Consider the following 20868-nt stretch of genomic DNA (forward strand, 5'->3'; position numbering starts at 1 on the left):
ATCCACCGAGCCAAACCGAATGGACACTTGTCCGATATTATCCCATCGAACCATAGCCTCCAGCTCGCCAGCGGTGCAAGGGCCGATCCCACAAAGGACCCAAAGTGCCGCCAAGTATCTAATTGAACAGTATGTTTACCCCGCACTCTTGCTTCCTATCGTAGACATCCGATAGCCTGGACAAGTGTCCAGCGATGCACTGGTGACGATCACATCCCGCGCCGGGCGCCAGACCGGAGAAACTCCGCGCAACCGCCGCCAGGAGGAGACCTTCCGCAAGGTGCTCGCCGCCGGCATCGAAATGCTGCGCGAGAGGTCCTACGCCGACCTGACGGTGCGCGCGGTGGCGGCGCGCGCCAAGGTGGCCCCGGCGACCGCGTACACCTACTTCTCGTCGAAGAACCACCTGATCGCCGAGGTCTACCTCGACCTGGTGCGGCAGGTCCCCTACTTCACCGACGTCAACGATCCCATGCCCGTGCGGGTGGACCGGACCTTGCGCCAGTTGGCCTTGGTGGTCGCCGACGAACCCGAGGTCAGCGCGGCGTGCACGACGGCGTTGCTCGGGAGCGGTGCCGATCCTGCCGTGCGCTCGGCGCGCGACCGGATTGGCGCGGAGATCCACCGGCGCATCGCATCGGCCATCGGGCCCGGCGCCAATCCCGCCACCGTGTCCGCCCTCGAGATGGCCTTCTTCGGCGCGCTGGTGCAGGCCGGCAGCGGCGAATTCACCTACCGCGGAATCACCGACCGGCTGGCCTACGTGGTGAGCCTTATCCTCACCGGCGCCGGCGAGACAAGCGAACAACCAAGCGGGGACGAACGATGACCGTGCACGTCGGCGACCACGAGTTGGTCCTGGATCCTTACGACTACGACTTCCACGAAGATCCGTATCCCTACTACAAGCGGCTGCGCGACGAGGCCCCGCTGTACCGCAACGACGACCTGAAGTTCTGGGCGTTGTCGCGGCATCAGGACGTGCTGCACGGCTTCCGCAACAGCACAACGCTGTCCAACCGCGACGGCGTGTCGCTGGACCCGGTGTCGCGCGGACCGCACGCCTCGAAGACGATGTCGTTCTTGGCGATGGACGATCCCGCCCACCTGCGTCTGCGCACGCTGGTGTCGAAAGGCTTTACCCCGCGCCGGATTCGGGAACTCGAGCCGCGGGTCACAGAGATCGCGACGCAACACCTCGACACCATGTTGGAGAAGGCAAGCTCACACCCTTCCGGCACCGTCGACTACGTCGACGAGTTCGCCGGGAAGCTGCCCATGGATGTCATCTCCGAACTGATGGGGGTTCCCGAGCCGGACCGAGTCCAGGTGCGCGCCTGGGCCGATGGCGTGATGCACCGCGAGGACGGCGTCAACGACGTGCCGGCTTCGGCGATCGAGGCGTCGATCAACCTCATCGTCTTCTACCAGGAGATGATCGCCGAGCGCCGAGCGAAGCCGGCCGAGGATCTGACGTCGGCGCTGCTGGCGGCCGAGATCGACGGCGACCGGCTGACCGACGAGGAAGTCCTCGGGTTCATGTTCCTGATGGTGATCGCCGGCAACGAGACCACCACCAAACTGCTTGCCAATGCGGCTTTTTGGGGTCACAAGAATCCCGACCAGCTGGCCCCGGTCTACACCGACCTGTCCCGGGTGCCGCTGTGGGTCGAGGAGACGCTGCGCTACGACACGTCCAGCCAGATTCTGGCCCGCACCGTGTCCGGAGAGCTCACCCTTTACGACACGACGATCCCCGAGGGTGACGTGCTGCTGCTGCTGCCCGGTTCGGCCCATCGCGACGAGCGGGTGTTCGACAATCCCGACGACTACCTGGTCGGACGCGAAATCGGGCCCAGGCTCTTGAGTTTCGGCAGCGGCGCCCACTTCTGCCTGGGCGCGCACCTGGCCCGGATGGAGGCGCGGGTCGCGCTCACCGAACTGTTCAAGCGAATCCGCGGCTACCAGGTCGACGAGGCCAGCGCCGTCCGCGTCCACTCCAGTAACGTCCGCGGGTTCGCCCACCTACCCATGAGCATCGAGGTCTCCTAATGCCCCGCTTTGAACCACATCCGGCGCGCAGGCCCGCGATCGTCGCCGGCGCATCGTCGGGCATCGGCGCGGCCACCGCCGTCGAGCTTGCCGCCCACGGCTTTCCGGTGGCGCTGGGCGCACGGCGCGTCGAAAAGTGCCAGGAGATCGTCGAGAAGATTCGCGCCGACGGCGGCGAAGCGGTCGCGCTGCCGCTCGACGTCACCGACGCCGACTCGGTGAAGGGATTCGTGCACCAGGCCACCGAGCAGCTCGGCGACATCGAGGTCCTGGTCACCGGCGCCGGCGACACCCACTTCGGGCGACTGCACGAAATCGACACCGAGACTTTCGAATCGCAGATCCAGATCCATCTGATCGGGGCCAACCGGTTAGCCACCGCGGTACTGCCGGGCATGATCGAGCGTCAGCGCGGCGACCTCATCTTCGTGGGTTCCGACGTCGCGCTGCGCCAGCGCCCGCACATGGGCGCCTACGGCGCCGCGAAGGCGGGGCTGGTCGCGATGGTCACCAACTTGCAGATGGAGCTCGAGGGCACCGGCGTGCGGGCGTCGATCGTGCATCCCGGCCCCACCAAGACCGCGATGGGCTGGAGCCTGCCGGCCGAGGCGATCGGTCCGGCGCTGGAGGACTGGGCCAAGTGGGGCCAGGCACGCCACGACTATTTTTTGCGGGCGTCCGATCTGGCCCGCGCGATCACCTTCGTCGCCGAGACGCCCAGGGGCGGCTTCGTGGTCAACCTGGAACTGCAGCCCGAAGCACCCCTGACCACGACGAAAGAACGCCAACAACTCAAACTGGATGAGAAGGCACTGGATTCATGACCACCCCCATTGTGCCGCGGGTTTCCGGCGGCGAAGAAGAGCACGGTCATCTCGAGGAGTTCCGCACCGACCCGATCGGCCTGATGCGGCGTGTTCGCGACGAGTGCGGGGACGTGGGTTGGTTCCAATTGGCGGACAAGCACGTGATCCTGTTGTCCGGCGCCAAGGCCAACGAGTTCTTTTTCCGTTCGTCCGACGAAGATCTCGACCAGGCCGAGGCGTATCCGTTCATGACGCCGATCTTCGGCAAGGGCGTCGTGTTCGACGCCAGCCCCGAGCGGCGCAAGGAGATGCTGCACAACTCGGCGCTGCGTGGCGAGCACATGAAGGGCCACGCCACCACCATCGAGCGCGAAGTGCATCGGATGATCGAAAACTGGGGCGACGAAGGCGAAATCGACCTGCTGGACTTTTTCGCCGAGTTGACGATCTACACCTCGACGGCGTGTTTGATCGGCATCAAATTCCGCAACGAACTCGACTCGCGATTCGCGAATTATTACCACCTACTCGAGCGGGGCACCGACCCGCTGTGCTACGTCGACCCGTATCTGCCGATCGAAAGCTTCCGCATACGCGACGAGGCCCGTCAAGGGTTGGTGGCGCTGGTACAAGATGTCATGAACGGACGGATCGCCAATCCTCCGGCCAACAAGAGCGACCGCGACATGCTCGACGTGCTGGTGTCGATCAAGGACGAGGAGGGCAACGCGCGGTTTTCGGCCGACGAGGTCACCGGCATGTTCATCTCGTTGATGTTCGCCGGACACCACACCAGTTCGGGCACCTCGGCGTGGACGCTGATCGAGCTGCTGCGCCACCCGAAAGCCTACGCCGAGGTGATCAAGGAGCTCGACGAGCTCTACGCGGACGGGCAGCCGGTGAATTTCCATGCGCTGCGCCAGATTCCGCATCTGGAAAACGTGCTGAAGGAGACGCTGCGGCTACACCCACCGCTCATCATCCTGATGCGGGTGGCCCAGGGCGAGTTCGAGGTCGAGGGGTATCCCATCCACAAAGGCGACTACGTCGCGGCCTCCCCGGCGATCTCCAACCGCATTCCCGAGGACTTCCCCGATCCGGATAATTTCGTGCCGGAACGCTACCAGGAGCCGCGTCAAGAAGACCTGATCAACCGTTGGACGTGGATTCCGTTCGGCGCCGGCCGGCACCGTTGCGTGGGTGCGGCGTTCGCGACCATGCAGATCAAGGCGATCTTCTCGGTGTTGTTGCGCCAGTACGAGTTTGAGATGGCTCAGCCGCCGGAAAGCTACCGTAACGACCATTCGAAGATGGTGGTGCAGTTGGCCCGGCCGGCCAGGGTGCGCTACCGCCGCCGCAAATAGGGGGCGATGATGGGTTATCGCGTGGAAGCCGACCTGGATCTGTGCCAGGGACATGCCATGTGCGAGCTTGAGGCGCCCGACTATTTCCGGGTTCCCAAGCGCGGCAAGGTCGAAATCCTCGATGCCGAGCCGCCCGAGGAGGCGCGCAAGGAAATCGAGCAGGCCGTGTGGGCGTGTCCCACCCAGGCACTGTCCATCAAAGAGAAAGAAGACTGACAATGGCGTCGTTCCAACGCTCAGAGCTCGAGGAGTGGGTGCAGGCCTGGCTCAAGGCCAACAAGGACTGCGAGAGGGCGGGCGATTGGAAGCCGCTGGCGGACTTCTACGCCCCCGACGCCACCTATGGCTGGAACATCGGGCCCAAGGAAGACGTGATGTGCGTCGGGATCGACGAGATCCGCGACATCGCGCTCGGCTTGGAAATGGAGGGCCTAGAAAACTGGCAGTACCCGTATCAGAAGGTCATCATCGACGACCGGCAGGGCGAGATCGTCGGTTTCTGGAAGCAGGTCGTCGTCGACGGGGACGGCGGCCGGCAGGAGATCTACGGCGTCGGCGGCAGCTGGTTCCGGCTCAACGCCGACAAGCTCATCGAGTGGCAACGGGACTTCTTCGACTTCGGCCACGTTCAGGCGCTCTATCTGGATTTAATGAAGGCCGGCAAGCTGTCCAAGGGAATGCAGAAACGGATCGAGCGCAGCCTCGCCGGCGAAAAGCTCCCCGGCTACTACCCGCTGGGAAAGGCGCCCGTTCCGATCTGGTGAGCCGCTCGGACGAAGCCAACCAAGCATTTGATTTGTCGTGCGCGCTATGCTGACGCGACGGGAGTGCCCTGTGGCACTCGTCACCACCGCTGCCCGGCAGGATGGGCCAGGTAGTTCTGATCAATTCAAAGGCGAAATGGGGTCAGGTCCAACGTGAAGACAAAAGGCGCACTGATCTGGGAATTCAACCAGCCGTGGTCCATCGAGGAAATCGAGATCGGCGACCCGCAAGCCCACGAGGTCAAGATCCAGATGGAAGCGGCGGGCATGTGCCACTCCGACCACCACCTGGTCACCGGCGGCATCCCGATGGCCGGCTTCCCCGTGCTCGGCGGGCACGAGGGTGCGGGCATCGTCACCGACGTCGGGCCCGGCGTCGAGGACATCGCCCCGGGCGACCACGTCGTGCTGTCGTTCATCCCTTCGTGCGGGACGTGTCCGACATGTCAGGCGGGCCTGCGCAACCTGTGTGACTTGGGCGCCGGCCTGCTGGGCGGCGTGGCGGTGTCCGACGGCACGTTCCGCATCCAGGCCCGCGGCCAAAACGTCTACCCCATGACGCTGCTGGGAACGTTCTCGCCGTACATGGTGGTGCACCGCAGCTCGGTGGTGAAGATCGACCCATCGGTGCCGTTCGAGGTGGCCGCGCTGGTGGGCTGCGGCGTGACCACCGGCTACGGTTCGGCGGTCCGCACCGCCGACATCCGGCCGGGTAACGACGTGGCCATCGTCGGTGTCGGCGGTGTCGGGATGGCGGCGCTGCAGGGTGCCGTCAACGCGGGCGCCCGCTACGTCTTCGCGATCGACCCGGTGGAATGGAAGCGCGACCAAGCCCTGAAATTCGGCGCCACCCACGTCTACCCGGACATCAACGCCGCGCTGGCGGGCATCGCCGAGGTCACCTACGGCCTGATGGCCCACAAGGTGGTGGTCACCGTCGGCGAGCTGCAGGGCGCCGACGTCGACAGCTACCTCAACATCACCCAGAAGGGCGGCACCTGCGTGCTGACCGCCATCGGCAGCCTGCTGGACACCAATGTCACCCTCAACCTGGCCATGCTGACCCTGATGCAGAAGAACCTGCAGGGCACCATCTTCGGCGGCGGCAACCCGCAGTACGACATCCCGCAGCTGCTGTCGATGTACAAGGCCGGCAAGCTCAACCTGGACGACATGATCACCCGCCAGTACCGCCTCGAGCAGATCAACGACGGCTATCAGGACATGCTGGAAGGCAAGAACATTCGCGGCGTCATCCGCTACACGGACGCCGATCGGTAGACACCCGTCGCAGCGCGCCCGCGAACGAAGGAGAAACCATGACCCAAACCACAGAGTCTCAGGCATCTCAGGCCTCCCCGGCGCTGACCGCGTCGCAATCGTCATGGCGGTGCGTGCAAGCCCACGACCGGGCGGGCTGGCTGGCGCTGATGGCCGACGACGTCGTCATCGAGGACCCGATCGGCAAGTCCGTGACGAATCCGGATGGCACCGGCGTGCGCGGCAAGGAGGCCGTCGGCAACTTCTTCGACACCAACATCGCGGCCAATCAGTTGACCATCACCTGCGAGGAGACGTTCCCGTCGAGCTCGCCCGACGAGATCGCTCATATCCTGGTGCTGCACAGCAAGTTTGAGGGCGGCTTCACCAGCACGGTGCGCGGGGTGTTCACCTACAAGGTCAACGACGCGGGCCTGATCACCAGCATGCGCGGGTACTGGAACCTCGACGTCATGAAATTCGGCAAGGAGGACTGAGGCGGGGTCGTCGGATCGCCGAACATATGCTGGGACCATGGCGTCGATCTTCACCAAGATCATCAACCGTGAACTGCCCGGCCGCTTCGTTTACGAGGACGACGACATCGTCGCGTTCCTGACGATTGAGCCCATGACGCAGGGCCACACGCTGGTGGTGCCGCGCGCCGAGATCGACCAGTGGCAGGACGTCGACGGTGCGGTGTTCGCCCGTGTCATGGCGGTGGGCCAGCTGATCGGCAGGGCCGTGTGCAAGGCGTTCAAAACCGAGCGTGCGGGGATGATCATCGCCGGGCTGGAAGTGCCGCATCTGCATGTGCACGTGTTCCCCTCCCGCAGCCTGAGCGACTTTGGCTTCGCCAACGTCGACCGCAACCCGTCGTCGGAATCCCTCGACGAGGCGCAAGCCAAGATCAAGGCCGCCCTGGCGCAACTGGCATAAGTGGCTCCACAAACGCCGGCACGTCGCTGACGCGCGGCAGGGTGACCCGGAAGCAGCAGCCCTCACCGGGCGCGGTCGTCACGCTGACGGTGCCGCCGTGCGCGCCCACCAACGAGTCGACGATGGACAGCCCCAGTCCGGTACCGCCGCTGGCCCGTGCGCGTGACGAGTCGGTGCGGTAAAACCGCTCGAACACCCGCGACGCATCGTGCTGACTCATGCCGGGCCCCTTGTCGGCCACTTCAAGCACCGCATCGTCGCCTTCGGTGCCGACCCGAACGGTGACGTCGGCGCTTGCCGGGGTGTGCTGTAAGGCGTTGGCGACGAGGTTGCTCAGCACTTGCCGAATCCGCGGTTCATCGCCGAGCACCTCCGGGGTGCCGGGACCGTCGAAGACTTGCATGGTGATGGTGCGGGTGCGGTCGATCGCCTGCGCGTCGTGCACGGCATCGCTGGCCAGCGCCAGCAAGTCCACCCGATGGTGTTCCAGCGGTCGTTGCACGTCCAACCGGGCCAGCAGCAGCAAATCGTCCACCAGCAAGCCCATCCGGCTGGCCTCGTTTTCGATCCGGGACAACAGCATGGACACGTCACGGGCGGCGCCCTGGCGGTACAGTTCCGCGAAGCCGCGGATGGTCGTCAGCGGCGTACGCAGTTCGTGGCTGGCGTCGGTGATGAACCGCCGCATCCGTTCCTCCGAACCGCGGGCCTTCTCGGCCGAAGACTCCGAGGAAGCCAGCGCCTGCTGTATTTGGGCGAGCATTCCGTTGAGCGCCAACGAAAGTCGGCCCACCTCGGTTCGGGGATCACGTTCCGGAACGCGGCGATCCAGCTGGCCCGCGGCGATCGCCGCGGCGGTGTGCTCCACTTCGGTCAGCGGCCGCAGGCTGCGGTGCACCACCGCGAAGCCGGCGATCCCGACGACGATCAGCACCGCCACCCCGATACCGATCTGCAACCAGACCAGGGAGCTGACGGTGTGCTGGACGTCGGAGAGATCGACCGCGACGGTGGTCAGGCCATGGGGGCCGCGCACCGACACCGCTCGCCATTGAATATCAGAGCCATTGACCGAGGGCAGGGTCGTCGGATTGGGGCCCACGTCGTTGTTAGGCGGTAGCGCCGGCTCGGCGTTGCGGTCGTTGATCGCGGTAAACGGGGTGCCGTCGGTGCCGACGCCCCGCACGTAGAACTTCGACGGCGGCCGACCGGGGTCGGGGCCTTCGTAGGGGGGCGGTGACTGCCGTCGCGGGGCCTGTGCCCAGCCGTGGGAGGCATCGAGCAGCGTCTGGTCGATGCGGCTGATCAGGCTGTGCCGCAGCATCGAGGTCACGGCGACGCCGGAGACCGCCAGACCGCACGCCACCAGCGCCAGGGTGGCGGCGACTAAGCCCACCCGTAGCGGCATTCCGCGTCGAACCTGTTGGGTCATTCCTGTCTCTTCTTACTACTTCGCCGAGTGGCCGAGCGTGTGCTCAGCGCGGCTCCCGCAGCACATAGCCCACCCCCCGCAGGGTGTGCAGCAGCCGCTTCTCCCCGGTGTCGATCTTGCGGCGCAGATACGACACGTAGGACTCGACGACATTCACGTCACCCCCAAAGTCGTAGCGCCACACATGGTCGAGGATCTTCGGCTTGCTCAGCACCGTGCCCGCGTTGATCACAAAGTAGCGCAGCAACGTGAATTCGGTCGGCGACAGCGACACCGGCTGGCCGGCCTTCCACACTTCGTGGGTCTCTTCGTCGAGCTCGATATCCGCGAACGTCAGGCGGGCATTGCGGGGCTCCGCGCCCCCTTTGCCGGCGCGCCGAAGTATGACCCGCAGGCGGGCGACGACCTCCTCCAGGCTGAACGGCTTTGTCACGTAGTCGTCCCCGCCCAGGGTCAGGCCCGCGATCTTGTCCTGCAGGGAGTCGCGGGCCGTCAGGAACAAGGCCGGGGCATCGATGCCGTCGGCTCGCAGCCGCCGCAGCACCCCGAAGCCGTCCATCCCGGGCATCATCACGTCGAGGATCACCGCGTCGGGGCGGGCGTCGCGCGCGCGATCCAGGGCCTGGGCCCCGTTGGTCGCGGTGTAGACCTCAAACCCTTGAAACTTGAGGCTCACCGAGAGGAGTTCGACGATGTTGGCCTCGTCGTCGACCACGAGGACGCGCGCCTCCGGTTTGGTTTCGCCTGGGGTAGCCGCTGTCATGAAGTCACTTCTGTCCTTTGCTTTGCCTTCCCAATCATTGTGCGATTGCTGAAAGCTCAATGCCAATAGTCTGCTAACAGTCTGCCAGGAATCATCGCATCTGCTTGGAACGATACGGGTTTACCGGGGCGCGTCGCGAATAGACTCGGGTCATGAACCTCGCCAAAGGCATCGTGTCCCTTGCGACCGCTCCCGCGCGGGCCGGGCTTGCCGCTGCCGACGCGAGCCTGAACGTCGCTTCGGCGGCGGTGAGTGTGGCGAAGCGGGCCCTGGGTGAGGGCGGCGGCGACGGCGGGACGAACGCGGTGGCTTCCATGCTGGGGATCGACGATGCGATCGTTCGCGCCAACCGGTTGGCCCGGCTGCTGGACGACGACGCGCCGCTCGGACGGGCCGTGGCGCCCGACGGGCCGATAGACCGATTGCTGCGCCCGGGCGGGGTGGTTGACCTGCTCACCTCGGAGGGCGGCCTGCTCGATCGGCTGACGGCCGAGGGTGGCGGGCTGCAGCGCGCGCTGCGGCCCGGTGGACTGGCCGATCAGCTGCTCGCCGAAGACGGGTTGATCGAACGGGTGCTCTCCGAGGACGGGCTGGCCGACCGGCTGCTCTCCGAAGGCGGGCTGATCGACAAGCTCACCGCCAAGCACGGCCCGCTGGATCAGCTTGCCGACGTCGCCGACACCCTGGCGCGGCTGACGCCCGGGATGGAGGCGTTGGAGCCCGCCATCGCCACCCTGCAAGACGCCGTCATCTCGCTCACCATGGTGGTCAACCCGCTGAGCAACATCGCCGACCGCATCCCATTCCCGGGCCGCCGCCCCGGCCGCCGCTCCCCCTCGCGGCCGGTGCGCTCAACACGCATCATCGAAAGCGGCGAAGACCGATAGGCTTGCACCCGATTTACCCGGCCTCCTTAGCTCAGTGGTAGAGCACTCGCCTTGTAAGCGAGCGGTCGTCAGTTCAATCCTGACAGGGGGCTCTGCGCCGGGCCACGGTTTTTCGTGCTGGGCGGCGTCGATAAGGTTCGCCGACTGCCAATTTGGCCGCGCGAACTCCGCTTGTCTGAGCGATCTCCTGCCGAGTACACGGCTAAAATAACTTAGCCTGGTCGACAGGTGCGCCAGCCTCCACAGAGAAAGGATCGGTTTCGTCGCGCGGAACACGCCTACCGATTATCGAGTTTCTGATGGAGCTAATCTCGTCGCCGGCTGTGTAATACCGGCCTCTTCTTTCGCCATGAGCAATCAAAAGCCCAAGATTCGCGAGGGCCTGTAGGTCGCGGGTAGCCGTTTGATCACTCACAGGTTCACCACTTTGATTCTTGAGTATTGCTTTGTAGACGGACCTACGAACGCGCATGCGCATCGCCGCGTCAAATAACGCGTCAATTGTTCGATCGGGCAGTTTGTATCGGTTTATCAACCGATCCAGTTCAGTGTAGAGAGTCTCGATCTCGTTAGTACGCCGCAGCATCGTCTGGGCACTACGCAGGTGAGCCGTCAGGACGAATCGGATCCACGGCCGCGTATCGTTTCCCGGCCGCCACGAGCCTTGGCCGACCTTCGCGAGAACGTCGTAGTAAGCGCGAGTGTTGCGCCCGAGATACTCCTCGATGCTAGAGAAAACCGGAGACAGTATGCCTTCTCGCGCGAGCACTAGCGTTTGAAGACATCGCGCCATTCTTCCGTTCCCATCGCGAAATGGGTGAATTAGGACAAGATTGAGATGCGCCATAGCGGCCCTGATGACGATTGGTAGACTTTCTTCGCATTCCAGATGCTCTACCAGCTCATGCATTAACGGATTGATTTGCTCTACATCCACACCCTCGTAAACGATTTCGCCTGTTTCTTCCTTTTGTACAAATATCGGACCACTTCGCCAGCGCCCCGGCCGATTCTTCAAGTCGTATTGCGTCATCATGAAGTGGAGGCTCTTTATCAGCTGCTCCCCGAAATGAAAGTTCGGCTCTTCCGCTAGTTGTAAGACGTACGTGATCGCGTCTCGATAGCCACGGATCGCCAGACTCGTCTCAACACTCGCGTCTAGGGCCGGCTCCCCAAGCTCGATAGCCATGGCGTCATCAAGTTTGGCCTCGTACCCTTCGATGCTGTTCGAGCCTTGTACTGCGCGCGCGAACTGAACGCGGCGTAGCGAGCCCGTCCACCGCCTCGGCTCGTGGAGTCGATGACGCAAGCTCTGCCGCAGGCGATCAATCTCTGTGATCACCTCACGCTCTCGCGCATCCAGCTCAGGCGCCTCGAACAACATGATGTTTATCCCCTTACAAACGCTCATTATGATAGATAATAACCATCACCATGAGCGTTCGACAATGTCATATGCTCAGGGTTGGAGGCCCGCACCGCCCGGAGAGGCCGACGATCTCGACGTGATCCGCGGAAACGCGTTCGGGATTCGACCACGTGGGCCGGGGACCAGTTGCAGTGTGCGGCTCTTCGGATCTGCTCGGTCAGAGCGGACATGGCCATACGTTGCGTGCAGATTGCAACCCATCCGTCGGGCTACGGCTAGCTGGCTCTGAACTGCGGGGATATTGCGATCTTGTCAATACGTTTGTCAGGGCTGTTGCGTGCATACTGCACGAACACGTACACACACCCGGGCCACCGCGGGTTACGGTCGCCGAGTTTGGTTAGGAAAGGGAACGATGTCGCTGCTTGCAGTCGACATCGGCAGCGTCGAAGCAGCGGAGGGAACGCGGGTCACACGCAAGCTATCCAACCGTCAGTTCCTGCGCGGCGTGCTGCCATGGTTGAAACCCATGTGCTGTCTCAAGGGGTAGAAGCGTTCGACAAGCCCAATCAATTAAACGATCGGCCCCCTTCTAAAGAAAAGGGGGCCGATCGCCGTTAGCGGGTCACCGGCTCGCAGCATCGGTGACCGCCGCCGGACTTAGAGCAGTGAGGCTCAGAAATGCAAAATGCTCAGGATCATTCCCGGCAGCACTGACGCAAGATCAGCACCCAAGTGACCCGCAATATTGCCGACATCAGCCGACAGGCCGGGCAGCTCGGCCGCCAGACTGGCCATAGCGCTGCCGCCATTGAGGACGTCGGCCGGATTGAAGGCACCCACGATGCTGCCAGCTGCCGGCGAGGTGGCCGCAGCCGCCGCAGCACTGGGGAGACCTGCATACGTTTGGAGGAGGTTAAGCAGGTTATCGAAGATCGTCTGCACTGAGGGCCAACCATTGATCAGTTGGCTTATGAAGTCCTGAGTTGTGGTGGCGAGGCTGCCACCTTCAGCGACGTTCGGCGCGTTGGGAGCGACGATCTCCTTCGAGAGATCCGGGATGATGGTATTCACCAGCTGGGAAAGCAGTCCCCAACCATTCGTCGTAGAAAGATACCCGTATTCGCCACTAACTCCGTTTAGGACGCCACCTGTTACGGCTCCTGGGGTATTGACCAGATTAATCACTGCTCCCAACGGATCCCCGGCCTTCCAGGAATCAGAAACAGCCTGCAGACTGGACCCAAGCGCCTTAAAGAACTCAGCACCTGGGTTGACGAGCACATACTCTCCAAGAGTTACCACAGCGTCATTACCCAGAAAGGTAAGGGCGTTCGCGAAATTTGTTGCGGCTTGTCCAGGAAGCTCCAGGATTGATTCGAGGTCCGCTAAGACACCAATCGACGGGAAGAATAGCAGGGCATCCCAAAGGGTAGGGGAGAATGCCGTCGCAATGTTACCTGCTGCAATATCGCTGAACGCCTTATCGATAAGGGGAACAAAGTCGCCAGCACCATAACCGAGGAAGTAGCTCACTGCGTCGTTCGCGGCAGCTTGATACGCGCCAACATACTCGCTCGTGTACGTCACCCAGTTCGCGGCGACTTGCTGCAGGAGCATGAAAGGAATTTTGCTCCACTCGTCGTAAATCGTTTGCAGATTGACACCTGCCGTCGTGAAGGTATTAATCCAGGTTTGGATGGGGTTGGTGACGGCGTCGGTCAGCTCTATCGCGTGCTGTTGGATCGTGGCCGTGCTGTGCTGGGTTTTGGCTGCGAGATTGTTGGAGATCGTTGGTGTTAGGGCGATCAGGCTGGCGCCTAGTGCCGCGGCGCCCGCGGTGACGAGGGGCCGAAGTGCTGCTAGCTGTTGCATGCTCGTGATTCCTTTGCTGTCTTTGTCTGGGCGCGGTAACGCTGGCGTTGCGTGTCGTTGTTTACGTCTGGTTGGTTGAGGTAATCGGTTCAGGCGCGTCGCGTGAGCCTCGGTCAGACACGGGTCGTGACCTCGTCGTATTAACCGGTGTAGGCGCCGGCCACGCCTGCTTGGCCGAGGAGCCCCGCGAGCCCGCCGGCGCCGTTGTAACTTGCGCTGTAGGCAGCGAAGCCGCCATTGCCGCCGTTGCCCGCGAGCATCCCGCCTAAACCACCGTTACCGCCGCCATAGTCGGAGAAGCTGATACCGCCGTTGCCGCCGTTACCAACTAGCCAGGCGCCGTTACCGCCGTTACCGCCGTACCCGCCGGACCCGCTTTGAAGGGCGGCGCCGCCAGCGCCGCCGTTACCGAAGATGAAGCCCGCAGAGCCGCCGGCACCCCCGTTGTAGCCAGCACCACCGACGCCACCAGCTCCGCCGTTACCCATCAAGGTGCCCCCAGCACCACCGATACCACCGTTGGCGCCGCTGGCGCCCGCGCCACCAACGCCGCCGTTGCCGATCAGCCCGGCGGCTCCGCCGGTGAATCCGGTGGGATGAGCGGCGGTACCGGCCGCACCGGCCCCACCATTGCCGAACAGGAACCCGCCGTCACTGAGGTTGCCGGCCAGATTGGTGCTGCCGATCAACGAGGTGTTGGGACCCTCGAAACCGTTGACGCCGTTGCCGATCAGATCACGCCCGAACAAGTAAACAAAAGGCGCATTAAGCGGACCATCCACGGCCTCGCCGAGCGGACTGTTAATCCAGCCCTGGCCAGCGGTGTACACCGTGGTGTAGAAGCTGTCGAACGCGTTGTAAACGAGGTTGTTCAGCGTGACGTTGCCAGCAGGGGTAGCAGCGCTGAGCCCGCCGACGTTGAAGGCAGCGGCCGCGCTGGCGTGCATGCCCTCGAGGGTGGCGTTCAGTCCGCCGACGTTGAGGGCAGCGGCAACGCTGGCGTTAAGGCTGCTGGTGATGCCGTCAAGGGCACCAGCTTGAAGGCCGGCGAGTGCGTCCGCGCTCAGGCCATCGAGGGCGGCCGTGCCGGCGTTGATGCCCTGTTGGGCGGCTGTGCTGGCGGCGGTGATCACCGGCTGGAGGAGGGGGTCGATGATCATGTCGAGCACGCCGGCACGGGCCACAGGTGCAGGGGCGAGGGGGGTTATTGCGGCGGTCAAAAACGCGCTAGCGGTCGTGCCCACGCCGATGACGCGGCGGCGGTAGCGGGTCTGGGCGTGGTGGGAGCGGCGGTTTCGCCTCATGCGGTGTTGTGTGCGTTTCATTTGCGAGCCTTCCTGGACCGACAACGGTGACGATGGATCAAAAACATAGCTGAGAATTACGTTGACAAAATCGCGGCAACACAATAAGAAATGAACGCTCACGAGAGGTGTTGACAGCAAAACCCGGCCATAGTGAGAGCGAAATTATGACCGGACGCTGACCCCGTTACGGGAATTACCCGACCCGTATCCCGGCCAGATCCCCCAGATTCATAATCAAGTCCCGACTTCAGACTTTTTTAGGGCATATGCTGGCAATGGAAATGTTTGGTTCACGCAGCGCCGTGTCAGCGGTGTCTACTGGCTCACCGATTCGCCCCTACGCCTGGGTAGAGGCGTGCCGACAAGCCCACCCATAAACGATCGGCCCCCTTCTCGGGAAAGGGGCCGATCGCCGTTAGCAGGTCACCGGCTCGCAGCATCGGCGACCGCCGCCGGACTCAAAGCAGTGAGACTCAGAAATGCAAAACGCTCAAGATCATCCCCGGCAGCACCGACGCAAGATCAACACCCAGATGACCCGCAATGTTGGCGACATCGCCCGGCAGGCTAGCGGCGACATCGACCGGGATGTGGGCGGCCAGTTCGGCCGGCCCTGTCGCCAGGCCAGCTAGAACACTGCTGCTGTTGACGGCTTCGGCCGTAGCGGCACCGCCGCCGAAGAGCCCCTCGATGGTATTGATCAGCTGGTTGATGGCATTCTGCACAGAGGGCCAACCATTGAGGAACTGGTTGACGAGTTGGTCCACTCCGGCTGCGAGACTGCCGCCTCCCACGATATTTTGCGCATTCGGTGTGACAATGGCCTGCGCGAGATCCTTTGCCAGATCGGTATAGGTCAACTGAAATAGGCTTTCGTAGGGCGGCGGGTTAATGAGGCCGTAGTCCGGGTGTACCTGACCTGTCCCAATTCCGTTGATGAATCCATTCAGCGTTTCGGCAGGGACGCTCAGCAGGTTCGTGGCCGCTCCCAGCAGATTTCCGCTATTAGCTGCGTCGACAGACGCCTGCAGGCTGTTACCAAACGCTGTTGTGACTGCGCTTGGTCCACCAAGCGCATAGATGCCGATATTTACCACACCGCCTTCCAGCAGGGAGTTAACCGCATTTGCGAAATTCGTCGAGATCTGTTCCGGAATTTGCAAAGCGGCTTCCATGGGGTAACCAATCAGAAATATTGGGTTTTCGTAGAAAGCATTTAGCAGAAGAGACAAATAACCCGCAACATTGCCTGAACTAAGGTCCTGGAATGCTAGGGAAAGGGTGGGGAAGAAGCCGTTGGAAATTCCGCTTCCGGTGAAGTAGTCGAAAGCGGCTTTCAAACCGATTTGATCTGTCGCAATGTCGAGATACGCGTACTGGGCCCAGTTCGCGGCGAATTGCTGCAGGACCGGGAAGGGAAGCGCAAGCCACTCCTGGGTGACGGTCTGTAGGTTGGTCGCCGTCGTTTGGAACAGGTCGGTCCAGGCTTGGATGGGATTGACGATGTCATCGGCCATCAACTGCACGGCGCGGTGCTGGATGCTGGCGGCGCTGCGCTGCAGGTCGGAGGCGACATCGGAGGAGACCACCGGCGTTAGGGCGATCATGCTGGCACCTATTGCTGCAGCGCCCGCGGTGACAAGGGGTCGAAGGACTGCTGACTGTCGCATGGGTTGTGTTCCTTTGCTGTCTAGGGTCGGGATGTAGGTTCGATATGGCTTCGGCATGAGGCAATCCGTGCCTCTACTGGGTGTGTTGGGGTGTTAGCCAGCCCCGTATATGCCGGGGGCGCCGTTTCGGCCGAGGAGCCCCGCTAGCCCGCCGCCCCCGCCGTAGCCGGTGGTCAGGCCGCCGTTGCCGCCGTTGCCGCCATTGCCCGCGAGTATGCCGCCGAGGCCTCCACCACCGCCGGAGCCGGCGTAGCTAGCGCTGCCCGACGGGGCGCCGACACCGCCGGCACCCCCGTTGCCGGCCAGGAATCCGCCAGCACCACCACCGCCGCCGTAACCAGCAGAGGTGTATCCGGCAGCCCCGGCACCCCCGGCACCGCCCTGACCCCCGTTACCGAACAGGAAGCCGCCAGGACCACCGGCCCCACCAGTGGGGCCGGTGGTGCCGCCGTTGCCGACGAGCGCACCGCCGGCACCGCCGGTACCGCCGTTGCCCATCAGGATGCCGCCGGCACCGCCGACGCCCCCGCCGCCGCCTGTGGCGCCGGCTCCGCCGGTGCCGCCGTTGCCGATCAACCCCGCGGCACCGCCGACAAAACCGTTGGGATGAGCGGCGGTGCCGGCCGCACCGGCCCCGCCATCCCCGAACAAGAACCCACCGTTTTGGAGGTTGCCGGTGAGCCCGGTGCTACCGATTAGCGAGGTGTTGGGGCCGGTGAACCCGTTGACGCCGTTGCCGATCAAGTCGCGCCCGAATAAGTCGACGAACGGCGCATTGATCACCCCGTCCACGGATTGGCCGGTTGGGCTGGCTATCCAGTCCTGGCCGCCTGTGTAAATCGCGGTATAGAAATTGTCGAACGCTCCATACACGAGGCTATTCAGCGCAGCTCGAGGAGACTCCGCGGCAGAAACAGCGGCACTAAGCCCGCCGACATTGAGGGCGGCAGCAGCGCTGGCATGGACACCCTCGAAGGCACTGTTTAGTGCGCCGGCGTTGAAGGCGGCGACGCTGGCATTAATGCTGTTGGTGATGCCCTCGAGGGCGGCGGTATGAATGCCGTCGAACGCCGCCGCACTCGCCCCCGCGCTCAGGCCATCCACAGCGGCCGTGGTGCCCGCAGTAACACTCTCCAGAGCCGCGGTGCCCGCATTAATGCCTTCAAGGGCGGCCTGGCTGGCAGCGGAGATTACCGGCTGGAGGAGGGGGTCGATGATCATGTCGAGCACGCCGGCACGGGCCGGGGGTGCGGCGGCGAGGGGAGCGAGGGGGGTGATTGCGGCGGTCAAAAAGGCGCCGGTAGCGGTGCCCATGCCGATCACACGACCGTGACGGCGTGCCTTGGCGGTGCGGTGGTTTCGCCGCATGCGGTGTTGTGTGCGTTTCAATTTGCGAGCCTTCCTGGACCGACAACGGTGACGATGGATCAAAAACATAGCTGAGAATTACATTGACAAAATCGCGGCAACACACTAGGAAATAAACCCTCACGAGAGGTATTGGCAGCAAAACCCGGCCACAGTAAGAGCGAAATTATGACGCGGCACTAACCCTATAAATTCCAGCCCAAATTAGGCTCTGGTAATCACCGGTGGTTTATGCATGGGTGAATACAAATGACGGCACCACCGAATTGATGTGAGCTAGCCGGGTACGGGTCGGATAATTCTCGCAAAGGGTGCGACGTCGAACGCCGTGACCGCCGCCAGCGGCCCAGCTCGAAACCCGGGTACCGCGTGAGCGCACAGCTCGGTTGAACCGGTGATCGTCGCAAAGAAGACCCGACTACCGATAAGTTTGACGCCTTCACGGGATGGCGTCATGTACCCCACCTTTATGCAGCGTGCTGGTGTCCGCGAGGTGATAAAGAAGCGGTCACACCAGAAGGACCCGGCGCGTATCACGGGCGACATGGCAGCGCGGCGGCGTGAGCATCTGTGCGAGGTGAGTCATCTGACTCACCTCGCACTACTGCGGGGGTTCTAGACCCCTAGCCGCGTATAAGTCACGCTCAAGCTCGGAGACAGGCATCTCCCAACCACCACGCGACGCATAGTGGCGGAGCTGAGTCGCCTCTTCAGCGGTGATGACTACGCGCTGCAGCGCCAGGTTGTCGCTGGTGAGTGGGCTTATCGCCGTCCTCATGCCAGGCCTCCTTCGGGTAGCACGTCGCCGTAGAGGCGCCATCGCCGCGTACGAGCATTCCAGCGCGATTCTACGATGAAAAGCCGGCGAGCGTCGATTACGAGGAGCTCGCGTTCAAGGGGAAATTCCGACAGACTGCCTACGGCAAGGGCGGGGGTTCCAGCTGGGAGACGAAGGTCCAGCTCAAGGGGGTCGATATGCGTAGTCGACCTCGGAGGGTCCTCGTTCATGCTGGTAGAGATAAACCCCGCCTCGTAGAAGGGCTGTCCAACTGCTGTTGGAGCGTCAGCCGCACGTGCGAGACCGATGTCGGCGGCCCCTATCTCGCGTGTGACGCGCGCATCGGTTTCCAACGGGAACCGGTGAAGAGCTGCGCGAATGGTTTCGATGCGTTGCAGCAGCTGAGCCGTCATGTGAACATCCCCCCGAAGTGCAGCGTTAATGCGCTGGAATCCGCCTACTGCGTAAGCCTCGATCTCTAAGCGTTCCTCATCGCTCAACTGACTTATCGGATGCCAAATGTATCTATAGGCGAGGCCACCGAATGGATCTTCGTCTTCGCCCATTGCCACAGTTGAAAATACTAAGAGTTTCTTCCCACGGATTGCGCGCGCATGCCTACAGGCGCGCCTGGCTGTTGGATCGACATGGCGGTGATCCTGAACCGGTCAGGAACGGGTCCAACCGTCGTCAGCATCGGCGCTGAGCCGGGTCCATCAGCGCGCCTACCCGTCGCACGCGGCGAACGACCACGTCAACCTGCCGACCAACAACCAATCCCGACTCGCCATTCTCGACGCCATCATCGTCATCGAAAGTGGCGCGCAACAGAGGCGCCTGGACAAGCCAAGCAATTAAACGATCGGCCCCCTTCTTGTGAAAAGGGGGCCGATCGCCGTTAGCAGGTCACCGGCTCGCAGCATCGGTGACCGCCGCCGGACTCAGAAGCAAGACTCAGAAATGCAAAACGCTCAAGATCATCCCCGGCAGCACCGACGCAAGATCAGCACCCAGATGACCCGCAATATTGCCGACATCGGCAGACAGGCCGGGCAGGTCGGCCACCAGGCTGGCCATAGCGCTGCCGCCGTTGAGGATGTCGGCCGGATTGAAGGTACTCACGATGCTGTCGGCTGCCGGTGAGGTGGCCGCGGCCGCGCTGCTAAAGCCGCCCAGTAAATAGGTTTGAACCCAGTTGACCAGGTTGTCGAAGACGGTCTGCGGTGTCGGGAAGCCGGTGGTCACCAAATTCGCCAAGTACCCCAACGCATACGAGAGGCTGCCGCCGGTCATGATGTTCTGGGCGCCGGGAGCGACGATTTTTTCAGTAAGCCCTTGGGGGAGCACTATCCCAAGGGTCCTGAGGAGACCACTTCCGTCACTGAAAATACCGCCGCTGTAGAGCCCGGTTCTTGCGTTCAGGGTGCCATTGAGGAGCGCGTTTGCCACGGCGCCGGGGGTATTAATCGCATTGAGCACAGCCCCGACCGGATCCCCGGCGGTCCATGAATCGTAAACATACTGAGCGCTATTGCCGAGTGCTGACGTGAGTTGACCGGGGAGGCTAATGACAAAATTGGCGCCGAGATCCGTGATGCCGGTGGTTGTCAGGAAGTCCGTCGTGTTTGCGAGGTTCTGCGTGATCGGGTTAAGGATTTGCGGAATCGTTTCGAGTGGCTCCCCGATCTCTACGGCCGGGTAATAAAACAGGCCATTCTCCAGGAGGCTGGCCGCGCCGGTATTAGGCATATTAAAATTTCCTGCCAATGCCGCAGCGAATGCTTGCTGCATAAGCCCTACGAAATCATTGGGGTTAGTTCCGAGGTAGAAATTGACAGCACTGGTTGCGGCTTGTGTATATGGCTGCACATATTCGTACGCATACTGCATAAAGTTAGCGGCTAACTGTTGCGGCACTATCAACGGATGGTTTTGATATTGCGCAGCAAGCGACTGGAGGTTGATGCCCGCCGTCTCGAACGTGTCGATCCAGGTTTGGATGGGGTTGGCGACGTAATCGGTCAGCTCGACCGCGCGCTGCTGGAGAGCGGCAGCGCTGTGCTGCAGGTCGGATGCGAGATCGTTGGAGATCGCCGGTGTCAGGGCGATCACGCTGGCACCTACCGCCGCGGCGCCCGCGGTGACTAAGGGCCGAAGGGCTGCTAGCTGTTGCATGCTCGGAGTTCCTTTACTGGTCTACTGATCTGTGATCCGGATGTCTGTAAACGAGATCT

Annotated in this window: 17 protein-coding genes, 1 tRNA gene and 2 pseudogenes; 11 read left to right on the forward strand and 9 right to left on the reverse strand. The window is 62.9% G+C overall.

The features are described from left to right. Positions 1–184: 184 nt before the first annotated feature. From K3U93_RS22025 to K3U93_RS22065, 9 genes are all read left to right on the forward strand, one after another. The gene (locus K3U93_RS22025; RefSeq protein WP_083012737.1) at positions 185–829 is read left to right on the forward strand and encodes a TetR/AcrR family transcriptional regulator; all 645 of its coding nucleotides are present in this window, start codon (positions 185–187) and stop codon (positions 827–829) included. Then, positions 826–2052: a cytochrome P450 gene (locus K3U93_RS22030; protein ID WP_083012739.1), complete on the forward strand. Its 1227-nt coding sequence runs from the start codon at positions 826–828 to the stop codon at positions 2050–2052. The genes K3U93_RS22025 and K3U93_RS22030 overlap by 4 nt, the downstream gene beginning before the upstream one ends. After that, on the forward strand, positions 2052–2876 hold the full coding sequence (locus tag K3U93_RS22035) for an SDR family oxidoreductase (RefSeq protein ID WP_083012741.1): 825 nt from the start codon (positions 2052–2054) through the stop codon (positions 2874–2876). The genes K3U93_RS22030 and K3U93_RS22035 overlap by 1 nt, the downstream gene beginning before the upstream one ends. Next, a complete protein-coding gene (locus K3U93_RS22040; protein WP_083012743.1) occupies positions 2873–4222 on the forward strand; it encodes a cytochrome P450 in 1350 nt (449 codons plus the stop codon). Before K3U93_RS22035 ends, K3U93_RS22040 begins: the two co-directional genes overlap by 4 nt. Before the next feature lie 9 nt (positions 4223–4231). Next, a complete protein-coding gene (locus tag K3U93_RS22045) occupies positions 4232–4438 on the forward strand; it encodes a ferredoxin (RefSeq protein ID WP_139797223.1) in 207 nt (68 codons plus the stop codon). Between the two features lie 2 nt (positions 4439–4440). Continuing rightward, positions 4441–4986 carry a nuclear transport factor 2-like protein gene (locus K3U93_RS22050; protein ID WP_083012748.1) on the forward strand — a complete coding sequence of 182 codons (546 nt, stop codon included), beginning with the start codon at positions 4441–4443 and terminating at the stop codon, positions 4984–4986. Positions 4987–5139: 153 nt separating this feature from the next. After that, the gene (locus K3U93_RS22055; RefSeq protein ID WP_071510571.1) at positions 5140–6267 is read left to right on the forward strand and encodes an NDMA-dependent alcohol dehydrogenase; all 1128 of its coding nucleotides are present in this window, start codon (positions 5140–5142) and stop codon (positions 6265–6267) included. A gap of 38 nt (positions 6268–6305) precedes the next feature. Then, positions 6306–6743 (forward strand): ketosteroid isomerase family protein, encoded by a 438-nt coding sequence (locus tag K3U93_RS22060; protein WP_083012750.1) that lies wholly within the window; start codon positions 6306–6308, stop codon positions 6741–6743. A gap of 37 nt (positions 6744–6780) precedes the next feature. Next, entirely contained in the window at positions 6781–7185 is a 405-nt protein-coding gene (locus tag K3U93_RS22065) for an HIT family protein (protein WP_071510569.1), read from the forward strand. Here K3U93_RS22065 and K3U93_RS22070 read toward each other — a convergent pair. Then, positions 7157–8617: a sensor histidine kinase gene (locus K3U93_RS22070; RefSeq protein WP_071510568.1), complete on the reverse strand. Its 1461-nt coding sequence runs from the start codon at positions 8615–8617 to the stop codon at positions 7157–7159. The genes K3U93_RS22065 and K3U93_RS22070 overlap by 29 nt on opposite strands. Positions 8618–8660: 43 nt before the next feature. Further along, positions 8661–9380, reverse strand: coding sequence for a two-component system response regulator PhoP (phoP, locus tag K3U93_RS22075; protein ID WP_071510567.1), 720 nt, complete (start codon positions 9378–9380; stop codon positions 8661–8663). Between the two features lie 152 nt (positions 9381–9532). Between phoP and K3U93_RS22080 the strand changes: the two genes are divergently transcribed. Then, positions 9533–10267, forward strand: a complete 735-nt coding sequence (locus K3U93_RS22080) for a hypothetical protein (protein ID WP_071510566.1) — start codon at positions 9533–9535, stop codon at positions 10265–10267. A 20-nt stretch (positions 10268–10287) separates the two neighbouring features. Beyond that, positions 10288–10359: transfer RNA gene (locus tag K3U93_RS22085), tRNA-Thr, on the forward strand. A 110-nt stretch (positions 10360–10469) separates the two neighbouring features. Here K3U93_RS22085 and K3U93_RS22090 read toward each other — a convergent pair. The 7 genes and pseudogenes from K3U93_RS22090 to K3U93_RS22120 all read right to left on the reverse strand — a co-directional run bounded on the left by K3U93_RS22090 (position 10470) and on the right by K3U93_RS22120 (position 20809). Continuing rightward, complete coding sequence (locus K3U93_RS22090; protein WP_176220086.1) at positions 10470–11651, reverse strand: Fic family protein; 1182 nt, start codon at positions 11649–11651, stop codon at positions 10470–10472. Positions 11652–12311: 660 nt separating this feature from the next. Continuing rightward, entirely contained in the window at positions 12312–13511 is a 1200-nt protein-coding gene (locus K3U93_RS22095) for a hypothetical protein (RefSeq protein WP_220688561.1), read from the reverse strand. Positions 13512–13783: 272 nt separating this feature from the next. After that, positions 13784–14281 (reverse strand): annotated as a pseudogene (locus K3U93_RS25770) (PGRS repeat-containing protein); the annotation flags it as partial. Between the two features lie 1010 nt (positions 14282–15291). After that, positions 15292–16425, reverse strand: a complete 1134-nt coding sequence (locus K3U93_RS22105) for a hypothetical protein (protein WP_071509559.1) — start codon at positions 16423–16425, stop codon at positions 15292–15294. A 156-nt stretch (positions 16426–16581) separates the two neighbouring features. Then, a pseudogene (locus K3U93_RS25775) lies at positions 16582–17238 on the reverse strand (PGRS repeat-containing protein); the annotation flags it as partial. A gap of 1392 nt (positions 17239–18630) precedes the next feature. Further along, entirely contained in the window at positions 18631–19200 is a 570-nt protein-coding gene (locus K3U93_RS25555; RefSeq protein ID WP_083013043.1) for an ADP-ribosyltransferase, read from the reverse strand. A gap of 388 nt (positions 19201–19588) precedes the next feature. Further along, positions 19589–20809 (reverse strand): hypothetical protein, encoded by a 1221-nt coding sequence (locus tag K3U93_RS22120; protein ID WP_083013042.1) that lies wholly within the window; start codon positions 20807–20809, stop codon positions 19589–19591. Between the last annotated feature and the right edge of the window lie 59 nt (positions 20810–20868).

Origin of the sequence: Mycobacterium malmoense (genome assembly GCF_019645855.1) — a bacterium.
In the GTDB taxonomy this organism is placed as follows: domain Bacteria; phylum Actinomycetota; class Actinomycetes; order Mycobacteriales; family Mycobacteriaceae; genus Mycobacterium; species Mycobacterium malmoense.

What these genes read in the sequence shown, in the direction of transcription:
- K3U93_RS22030 (WP_083012739.1), top strand. Translation starts at nt 826, where the DNA reads ATGACCGTGCACGTCGGCGACCACGAGTTGGTCCTGGATCCTTACGAC.
- K3U93_RS22035 (WP_083012741.1), top strand. Translation starts at nt 2,052, where the DNA reads ATGCCCCGCTTTGAACCACATCCGGCGCGCAGGCCCGCGATCGTCGCC.
- K3U93_RS22040 (WP_083012743.1), top strand. Translation starts at nt 2,873, where the DNA reads ATGACCACCCCCATTGTGCCGCGGGTTTCCGGCGGCGAAGAAGAGCAC.
- K3U93_RS22045 (WP_139797223.1), top strand. Translation starts at nt 4,232, where the DNA reads ATGGGTTATCGCGTGGAAGCCGACCTGGATCTGTGCCAGGGACATGCC.
- K3U93_RS22050 (WP_083012748.1), top strand. Translation starts at nt 4,441, where the DNA reads ATGGCGTCGTTCCAACGCTCAGAGCTCGAGGAGTGGGTGCAGGCCTGG.
- K3U93_RS22060 (WP_083012750.1), top strand. Translation starts at nt 6,306, where the DNA reads ATGACCCAAACCACAGAGTCTCAGGCATCTCAGGCCTCCCCGGCGCTG.
- K3U93_RS22065 (WP_071510569.1), top strand. Translation starts at nt 6,781, where the DNA reads ATGGCGTCGATCTTCACCAAGATCATCAACCGTGAACTGCCCGGCCGC.
- K3U93_RS22070 (WP_071510568.1), bottom strand. Translation starts at nt 8,617, where the DNA reads ATGACCCAACAGGTTCGACGCGGAATGCCGCTACGGGTGGGCTTAGTC.
- phoP (WP_071510567.1), bottom strand. Translation starts at nt 9,380, where the DNA reads ATGACAGCGGCTACCCCAGGCGAAACCAAACCGGAGGCGCGCGTCCTC.
- K3U93_RS22080 (WP_071510566.1), top strand. Translation starts at nt 9,533, where the DNA reads ATGAACCTCGCCAAAGGCATCGTGTCCCTTGCGACCGCTCCCGCGCGG.
- K3U93_RS22090 (WP_176220086.1), bottom strand. Translation starts at nt 11,651, where the DNA reads ATGTTGTTCGAGGCGCCTGAGCTGGATGCGCGAGAGCGTGAGGTGATC.
- K3U93_RS22095 (WP_220688561.1), bottom strand. Translation starts at nt 13,511, where the DNA reads ATGCAACAGCTAGCAGCACTTCGGCCCCTCGTCACCGCGGGCGCCGCG.
- K3U93_RS22105 (WP_071509559.1), bottom strand. Translation starts at nt 16,425, where the DNA reads ATGATCGCCCTAACGCCGGTGGTCTCCTCCGATGTCGCCTCCGACCTG.
- K3U93_RS25555 (WP_083013043.1), bottom strand. Translation starts at nt 19,200, where the DNA reads ATGGGCGAAGACGAAGATCCATTCGGTGGCCTCGCCTATAGATACATT.
- K3U93_RS22120 (WP_083013042.1), bottom strand. Translation starts at nt 20,809, where the DNA reads ATGCAACAGCTAGCAGCCCTTCGGCCCTTAGTCACCGCGGGCGCCGCG.